10 protein-coding genes are annotated in these 7,502 nt (G+C 44.5%); 9 read left to right on the top strand and 1 reads right to left on the bottom strand.

Features of this window, described 5'->3' with window-relative positions; genetic code table 11:
• Positions 1–9: 9 nt before the first annotated feature.
• Genes GT674_RS18255 through GT674_RS10925 form a run of 3 tightly spaced genes read left to right on the top strand, consistent with a single transcriptional unit; the run spans position 10 to position 1,883 of the window.
• Entirely contained in the window at positions 10–105 is a 96-nt protein-coding gene (locus GT674_RS18255) for a helix-turn-helix domain-containing protein (RefSeq protein ID WP_302024883.1), read from the top strand.
• Complete coding sequence (locus tag GT674_RS10930) at positions 99–980, top strand: sugar phosphate nucleotidyltransferase (RefSeq protein WP_192926017.1); 882 nt, start codon at positions 99–101, stop codon at positions 978–980. The genes GT674_RS18255 and GT674_RS10930 overlap by 7 nt, the downstream gene beginning before the upstream one ends.
• 39 nt (positions 981–1,019) lie before the next feature.
• Complete coding sequence (locus tag GT674_RS10925) at positions 1,020–1,883, top strand: AraC family transcriptional regulator (protein WP_302024882.1); 864 nt, start codon at positions 1,020–1,022, stop codon at positions 1,881–1,883.
• 149 nt (positions 1,884–2,032) lie between these two features.
• On the opposite strand, the gene GT674_RS10920 is transcribed toward GT674_RS10925, so the two are convergent.
• The gene (locus GT674_RS10920) at positions 2,033–2,332 is read right to left on the bottom strand and encodes a hypothetical protein (protein WP_161285720.1); all 300 of its coding nucleotides are present in this window, start codon (positions 2,330–2,332) and stop codon (positions 2,033–2,035) included.
• Positions 2,333–2,634: 302 nt separating this feature from the next.
• Here GT674_RS10920 and GT674_RS10915 point away from each other — a divergent pair, with 302 nt between their 5' ends.
• The 6 genes from GT674_RS10915 (at position 2,635) to fabD (ending at position 7,483) form a co-directional block, all read left to right on the top strand.
• Positions 2,635–2,877 (top strand): hypothetical protein, encoded by a 243-nt coding sequence (locus tag GT674_RS10915; RefSeq protein WP_161285719.1) that lies wholly within the window; start codon positions 2,635–2,637, stop codon positions 2,875–2,877.
• A 792-nt stretch (positions 2,878–3,669) separates the two neighbouring features.
• The gene (locus GT674_RS10910; protein ID WP_161285718.1) at positions 3,670–4,104 is read left to right on the top strand and encodes a hypothetical protein; all 435 of its coding nucleotides are present in this window, start codon (positions 3,670–3,672) and stop codon (positions 4,102–4,104) included.
• A gap of 165 nt (positions 4,105–4,269) precedes the next feature.
• On the top strand, positions 4,270–5,280 hold the full coding sequence (locus GT674_RS10905) for a beta-ketoacyl-ACP synthase III (RefSeq protein WP_192926016.1): 1,011 nt from the start codon (positions 4,270–4,272) through the stop codon (positions 5,278–5,280).
• 88 nt (positions 5,281–5,368) lie between these two features.
• Positions 5,369–5,596: an acyl carrier protein gene (gene acpP, locus GT674_RS10900; protein ID WP_161285717.1), complete on the top strand. Its 228-nt coding sequence runs from the start codon at positions 5,369–5,371 to the stop codon at positions 5,594–5,596.
• Positions 5,597–5,631: 35 nt separating this feature from the next.
• Positions 5,632–6,570 (top strand): enoyl-[acyl-carrier-protein] reductase FabK, encoded by a 939-nt coding sequence (fabK, locus tag GT674_RS10895; protein WP_161285716.1) that lies wholly within the window; start codon positions 5,632–5,634, stop codon positions 6,568–6,570.
• Complete coding sequence (gene fabD, locus GT674_RS10890; RefSeq protein ID WP_161285715.1) at positions 6,563–7,483, top strand: ACP S-malonyltransferase; 921 nt, start codon at positions 6,563–6,565, stop codon at positions 7,481–7,483. Before fabK ends, fabD begins: the two co-directional genes overlap by 8 nt.
• The last annotated feature ends 19 nt before the right edge of the window (positions 7,484–7,502 follow it).

The raw sequence follows: 7,502 nt of genomic DNA, 5'->3' as shown, positions 1-7,502 counted from the left end.
GAACAACGTGTGCAGATAGAAAAAACAATCGGCTGCAGTCGATTTATCTATAACTGTATGCTTGCAGATAAGATAGACATTATAAAAAAGAAAAGAAGATGTTAAGGAATACACCAGCCAGCTATAGGAAAGAATATCCCTGGCTGAAAGAGGTGGATGCTTCGAATCACATCATCATGGATTACTCAATTCATGATGCAATTGAGGCAGGTTTTAACCATGTGGTATTTATTATCCGTAAGGATATCGAGAAGGAATTCAAAGAGGTGATCGGTGATCGTATTACCGCCATTTGCTCTGCTCATGATGTAACTGTAGACTATGCCTTCCAGGATATCAACGATATTCCGGGCACTCTGCCGGAAGGACGTACAAAGCCGTGGGGAACCGGTCAGGCTGTGCTTGCAGCAAAGAAGGTTATCAATACGCCGTTTATTGTGATCAATGCAGATGATTACTATGGTAAGGAAGGCTTCAAGGCTGTCCATGAGTATCTGGTGAATGGTGGCAAGTCCTGCATGGCAGGTTTTGTACTGAAGAACACTCTGTCCGATAATGGTGGTGTGACCCGCGGTATCTGCAAGATGGATGAGGAGAATAACCTGACAGAGGTTGTGGAGACCAGGAATATTGTAAAAACTGAACATGGCGCAGAAACGGACGGTGTGGATGTGAATGTCGATTCTCTGGTTTCTATGAATATGTGGGGATTGACTCCGGAATTCCTGGATGTGCTGGAAGAAGGTTTCAACGAATTCTTTGAGAAAGAGGTACCGGAAAATCCTTTGAAAGCGGAATATCTGATCCCGATTTTCATCGGTGAGTTACTTAATAAAGGAAAGATGTCTGTGAAAGTTCTGAAGACCAATGACACCTGGTATGGTATGACCTACCATGAGGATGTTGAAGCAGTAAGGGACAGTTTTAAGAAGATGCTGGAGAATGGCGTGTACAAGGCTGATTTGTTCTCAGACTTATAATATATGGAACAAGAGCTATTCAACCCGCAATCTTCTTCTGTGAGTTCTTCCAGAATTATTTACACTCCGTCAACTTTTGCCCGGACATCGTTGCTTCATCTGCAGGAGGTTGGTTCGCTGAAAGCTCTTCGTTCGCATACTTCCAGAAGAGAGAATCTGGTTTCGTTTTTATGTTTTGTTGTGCTGAGTGGAAGTGGGGAACTGAAGTATGAGGGAAAAACGTATCAGCTGACAGCTGGTGACGGTGTGTTTATTGACTGTCGTAAGGAATATAGCCACAGTACGGGATATAATTGTGCAGAGGATGATGATTACAAAGAGAATCTCTGGGCTCTTCAGTGGTGCCATTTTTATGCTCCGTGTCTGCCTGCCGTGTATGAGAAATACAGGGCGAGGGGTGGCAGACCGGTGTTTCATCCGGATGATATAAGATTGTTTACAGATCTTTTGTCGGAACTTTATGATCTGTCAGCTTCTTCTGACTATATACGTGATATGCGTATTAATGAGAAGCTGTCAGTTTTACTTACGTTGCTTATGGAACAGTCCTGGCATCCGGAGAGTATGACGGTGAACAGGAAACGGGTAGAATTGCTGGAGGTAAAAAGTTATCTGGATGAGCATTATATGGAAAAAATTGTGCTGGATGATTTGTCGGAGCGTTTTTTTATCAACAAGTTTTATATGACCAGGATTTTTAAGGAAACTTATGGTGTAACGATCAATAATTATCTGATTTCAAAGAGAATTACCAGATCCAAGCAGTTGCTTCGTTTTACAGATATGACGGTTGATGAGATTGGAAATGCTGTGGGGATGGGAGATGCAAATTATTTGAGTCGGATGTTCCGGAAGGTGGAGGGCAGCAGCCCCCGGGAATACCGGAAGAAGTGGCGGATGTAATTTGGGTTCCCTGAAGTTTACGTAACCGTTCACAGGTAATATTCCGCGAGGTGTTTTGCATGAATATGGTGTTGATTGTCAAGTAAAATTGACCCACCTGAAATCCGAAATTACCTGATTTCAAGTGGGTCGAGTCGTTTAATTTCTTCTTACTCCCAGTATCTTGCAATAAGCTGCTGTACTTCATCATCGGATAAGTGATATTCCGTAATCAGCTGATGGATAAGGTTATCCCTGGGGATGTTGTTTTTGTGTGAGAAGTGTATCAGTGTGCGAATGCTGGCTTCACGTTCCAGAGCAGCACCTTGAACAATGCCCTGTTGCATGCCTTTTTCAATGCCTTGCTGCATGCCCTGTTGCATGCCTTTTTCAATACCTTGCTGAATACCCTTTTGAATGCTTTCTTCAACCAATCGATCGGTAGCCAGTTCCAGAACCTGTCCGCCCATAATGTCACCTAATCCTTTCCTCGCCGGCAGATTGTCGGCGAATATGTAGTCAATGATCTTGTTGCTTAGTTCAATAATTGTCAGGTAGAGATTTTCTTTTTTTCATTATACAGTTTCTCTGTGAGATATTGCTTGATGGACTGATATTCATCCATAAGCTGTCGGAAATCGTCAGAGTCCTGCACAATACAGTCCGAACTGTTCTTGTTTCTATATCTAATGATATAAAATGGAAGGAGAAAAATCAAGTCTTTCCGGAAGATTTTTTTCAGGGAATAGTCTGGGAGGTAAACGGGTTTGGGATGATAGAGAATGCTGCAGTTGTTTGTGAAATGAAGGTTTATCGAAGGGAGTACTGTCCTGGAAGTGCTGGACAGATAAAGAACGAAAGACTGGGGAAGAGAAATGTGAAATTCTCCATTTATGCAAGAGATATATTCCAGCCCGATAGCGGTGTCGTATTCAAGCATTCGGATATGCATGGTAGGATCACCGGTACTCTGGCATTCTGCATGGTAATGTATGTGTGCGATGCCGAAGTGTGAATCTGTGATTTTTTTCTGATGGTGATCGTAGAGTTCGTTTTGATAGCGTGTGATGGAGATGTCCGGGGGATATGAGGTGTCAAATACCTCATTGACCAGAGGGATGATGAGCTCGGGGATTTTTGTAAGCATGGTACGGAAGACATCGTCAAAGATCGTATTGTTAGAATTTGTCAAAAAGATGGTCCTTTCTATGGTCAAAGTATGGTTCTCTTTTGTGGTATAAAAGGGGAAATGACAGAGACTATAAGATGTCGTGAGAAATGATTTTGGAAGTGCTGATAATTACAGGGTAACATATTGAGTGCATGATTCCAAGGAAAAGCGTTCGTCAAATAAGTCTGTATTATGACAGAATATATAAGAAAAGTTGTAACTATTCAAAAGGTAGTATCCCGCGAGGCGTTTTGGCATGTTTTTTGCCAAAATACCGAGACAAGTTGAGTTTATAAGCAGTATATGTGAATGCGACAGAACATTATGCTCCCTGTGGATATAAATTAAAGAAGAAGTGGTATATTACAACTGATGACCTATTATTTGCTTTACAGAAACATTCAAAGTGACTATTCACGGGTAACATTCAACAAGATATAACAAGGATTCTCCCACCTCTATAGGTGGTGAGACGAATTGCAAACAAGAAAATGAACGGCAGTGGCGGGCGGAGAGAACTCGGTATCCCCCACTGACATGAGGCAAATCACAGTCAGCATGTTGCTGACATGTCAGACTCTGTGAAATTACCGACTGTGAGTTGAAACAAGACTAAGACCAGGGGAGAGGTTCATTATGCTGGAAACTCAGTATGAACAGGAAAGAGTAATAGCAGAGCTGCATCAGGGGATTGCACAGCAGTCGGATAATCTTGAGGAATTATTGTGGGATTGTTTTGTGGCATATCAGGATTGCGTTTTTTATACTTCTTCTGGTCTTCCTTTTTCTTATACGGTCAAAAAGAAAAAGAATGGTGACTACAGTGGTGAGCTTCTGGTATCTCGTAAGGAAAGTAGTAAAACGTTGACAAAAAGTTCTATATTTCTGGCATTTCATAAAGTGCTCGGGGCGATAAAAATGAAGGATGGGAGAGAGCTGAGATTTCCGGAATATAAGGGACCGAAGGCGATCGGGCAGATTTTTGGAATATCTTATATATATAGTATTTTCTGGAAGTTTGGCCTGATCAGGGTTCCTGAGAGAATTGAGGAAAAGCTGAACAATGTCTGATTAAGGGCAGTAATTGACGTGCAACTGTTCACAGGTAACATTGATTGAGAGGGAAAACAGGTTTGGTGTTTTTTTCTCTTGACAATTGTTTTTTTTGGATATATACTTTGATAATCAAAATATTCTAAACTCAAAACAAAACAGGAATATGAGGAAACAGTTATTATGAATAAAGAACAGACCATAACCGGTATTATCCGGGGAACGGGAGCCTGTGTTCCGAAGAGGGTTCTGGATAATAATGAAATTGCCGGTTTCGTAGATACCAGTGATGAATGGATCCGGGAACGGACAGGTGTGAAGCGGCGGCGTATCGTAGAAAGTGAAACGACAGTTTCCATGGCGAGTGAGGCCGGTCGTCAGGCGCTTGAGGAGGCAGGAGTCTTACCGGAAGAGGTGGAGATGATCCTGGTGGCAACCGGTTCGGCTGACCGGGTTTTTCCATGTACAGCCTGTCAGGTACAGGAGGCGCTTGGTGCAGTCGGGGCAGTTGGATTTGATCTCAACGCAGCATGCAGTGGATTTCTTTTTGCTTATAATACAGCCCAGGCTTATATCTCAGCCGGAATATATCGGACGATCCTGGTTATAGGCAGTGAGAGTCTTTCCCGGCTGGTGGACTGGACGGACCGTGGAACCTGCATTCTGTTTGGAGATGGGGCCGGAGCGGTTCTTCTCAGGGCAGAGCAGGGAAGAAATTATCGGCCGGCAGCACATTCGGACGGCAAAGGTGGCCCGGCACTTACCGGACCGGGAGCTGTTACCAGAATCCGCAGTATTGACGGAGACAGCAGCGAGACAAAAACAGAATATATTACCATGAATGGCAAGGATGTTTTTCAGTTTGCAGTCCGCAAGGTTCCGCAGGTGATACAGGAGGTTCTTGATGAAAATGAACTTTCCGCAGAGGATATAGACTGGTTTGTTCTTCATCAGGCGAATGCGAGAATTGTGGATTCGGTTGCAAGGCGGCTTCATCTTGATATCGAGAAGTTTCCGATGAATCTTCAGGAATATGGAAACACATCTTCCGCCAGTATTCCGATTCTTTTGAATGAGCTGAACCGTAAGGGGGTTCTCAGAGAAGGACAGAAGCTGGTTCTGGCGGGATTCGGAGCAGGGCTTTCCTGGGGAGCCAGTATCCTGGAATGGAAGTCTGGTAGCAAAACAAAATAATACAGTAAAAAAGGAACAGACTTTGACAAAAGAAGCCTGGAACTTAAACTATAAATTTAAATAATAAAGAGAACAGGAGAAAACAAAAATGTTAGAAAAAATCATTGAACTTACAGCAGACACTTTAGGAGCAAACGCAGCAGAGATCACAGCAGAGACTTCTTTTATGGATGATCTTCATGCAGATTCTCTGGATCTTTTTGAACTGGCAATGGCACTTGAGGAAGAATTTTCTGTAGAGATCCCGAGTGAAGATCTTACACAGATCACAACCGTAGGAGATGCAATGAACTACCTGACAGAGCATCAGGCATGATCATAAACCTATGACGATCGAGAGGATGTAATTTTATGAAAACAGAGATCACAGAATTATTAGGAATTGAGTATCCGGTGATCCAGGGCGGTATGGCATGGGTTGCTGAATGTCATCTGGCAGCAGCTGTATCCAATGCAGGAGGTCTTGGTCTGATCGCAGCAGGCGGAGCGCCGGCAGAGTGGGTGAGAGAGCAGATCCGGGAGACAAAGAAGCTGACGGATAAACCATTTGGCGTCAACATTATGCTGATGAATCCGGAGTCAGAGAAGGTTGCAAAGGTGATCGTGGAAGAGGGCGTCAAAGTTGTGACCACAGGAGCCGGAAGCCCGGAGAAATATATGGCTGACTGGAAAGCAGCCGGAGTTAAGGTTATTCCTGTTGTTGCGTCTGTGGCACTTGCGAAGCGTATGGAACGCTGCGGTGCAGATGCAGTGGTTGCAGAGGGAACAGAGGCAGGCGGACATATTGGAGAGCTTACCACAATGGTTCTGGTTCCGCAGGTAGTTGATGCAGTGAACATCCCGGTGATCGCAGCCGGTGGTATTGCGGACGGCAGAGGAATGGCAGCAGCGTTTATGCTTGGCGCAAAGGGTATTCAGATGGGAACTGTTTTTGCGGCATCCAAAGAATCTGTGATCCATGAGAATTATAAAAACAGTATTTTTAAGGCAAAAGACATCGACAGCCGTGTGACAGGAAGAAGCACCGGTCATCCGATCCGTGTTCTTCGCAATGATATGGCGCGTAAATATCTGGAACTGGAAAAAGAAGGGGCACCATTTGAGGAACTGGAAAAAATGACTCTGGGAAGTCTCAGAAGAGCAGTGCAGGAAGGTGACGTAAAGAGCGGAAGTCTGATGGCCGGACAGATCGCGGGCATGATCAAAGAGGAACGTTCCTGTGAGGACATTATTAAATCTGTTGTCTGTGGGGCATCCAGACTGATGAACGGGGTAAGTGCAGATGAGTAAGATTGCTTTTATTTATCCCGGACAGGGTGCACAGGCAGTTGGAATGGGACAGGATTTTTATGAAAACAGTCCATTGTCCAAAGTTGTATTTGACCAGGCGTCAGAGGCTGTCAGCCTTGATCTTAAGAAACTCTGTTTTGAGGAAAACGATCTTCTGAATAAGACAGAATATACACAGGTGGCGATGGTAACAGCCTGTATTGCCATGACAAGAGCTGTGGAAGCTATGGGACTCCATGCAGATATGACGGCAGGTCTGAGTCTTGGTGAGTACTGTGCGATCGCGGCAGCAGGCGGTATGTGCGACATGGATGCAGTCCGTACGGTACGTTCCAGAGGAATTTTTATGGAACATGCAGCACCGGAAGGAACGGGTGCAATGTCTGCGGTGCTGGGACTTGATGCGTCAGTGATCGAAGAGGTCTTAGACGGCAGAGAGGGAGTTTCCATTGCCAACTATAACTGTCCGGGTCAGATCGTGATCACGGGACAGGCAGAAGCAGTGGCAAAGGCAGGAGAGGCTCTGAAAGAAGCCGGTGCGAGAAGGGTGCTTCCGCTTAAGGTAAGCGGACCATTTCATTCACCGATGATGAGACCGGCGGGGGAAGAACTGGCGAAGGTTTTTGCAGGAGTCAGCATGAATCCGCTGAAACTGCCATATGTGGCGAACATCAATGCAGAGGTTATTACCGACTGCAGTAAAATAGAAGAACTTCTTGTTGCTCAGGTCAGTGGATCTGTCCGCTGGCAGCAGAGCGTGGAGACCATGATCCGTGAAGGTGTGGATACCTTTATAGAAATCGGACCTGGCAAAACGCTGACAGGATTTCTTCGAAAAATAGATAAAAATGTCAAATCTTATCATATCGGAAGCTGGAAAGAGGCTGTTCAGGTATGTGAGGAACTGAAATAAAAAAGATTGGATGGGAAAT

It is taken from the genome of Blautia sp. BIOML-A1 (genome assembly GCF_009883055.1).
GTDB lineage: Bacteria > Bacillota > Clostridia > Lachnospirales > Lachnospiraceae > Blautia_A.
The sequence above is the reverse complement of the archived record's forward strand: the minus strand, read 5'-3'. Positions and strand labels throughout refer to the sequence as shown.

Coding starts and splice junctions, on each gene's coding strand:
- GT674_RS10930 (WP_192926017.1), top strand. CDS start 99: ATGTTAAGGAATACACCAGCCAGCTATAGGAAAGAATATCCCTGGCTG.
- GT674_RS10920 (WP_161285720.1), bottom strand. CDS start 2,332: ATGGGCGGACAGGTTCTGGAACTGGCTACCGATCGATTGGTTGAAGAA.
- GT674_RS10915 (WP_161285719.1), top strand. CDS start 2,635: ATGATAGAGAATGCTGCAGTTGTTTGTGAAATGAAGGTTTATCGAAGG.
- GT674_RS10910 (WP_161285718.1), top strand. CDS start 3,670: ATGCTGGAAACTCAGTATGAACAGGAAAGAGTAATAGCAGAGCTGCAT.
- GT674_RS10905 (WP_192926016.1), top strand. CDS start 4,270: ATGAATAAAGAACAGACCATAACCGGTATTATCCGGGGAACGGGAGCC.
- acpP (WP_161285717.1), top strand. CDS start 5,369: ATGTTAGAAAAAATCATTGAACTTACAGCAGACACTTTAGGAGCAAAC.
- fabK (WP_161285716.1), top strand. CDS start 5,632: ATGAAAACAGAGATCACAGAATTATTAGGAATTGAGTATCCGGTGATC.
- fabD (WP_161285715.1), top strand. CDS start 6,563: ATGAGTAAGATTGCTTTTATTTATCCCGGACAGGGTGCACAGGCAGTT.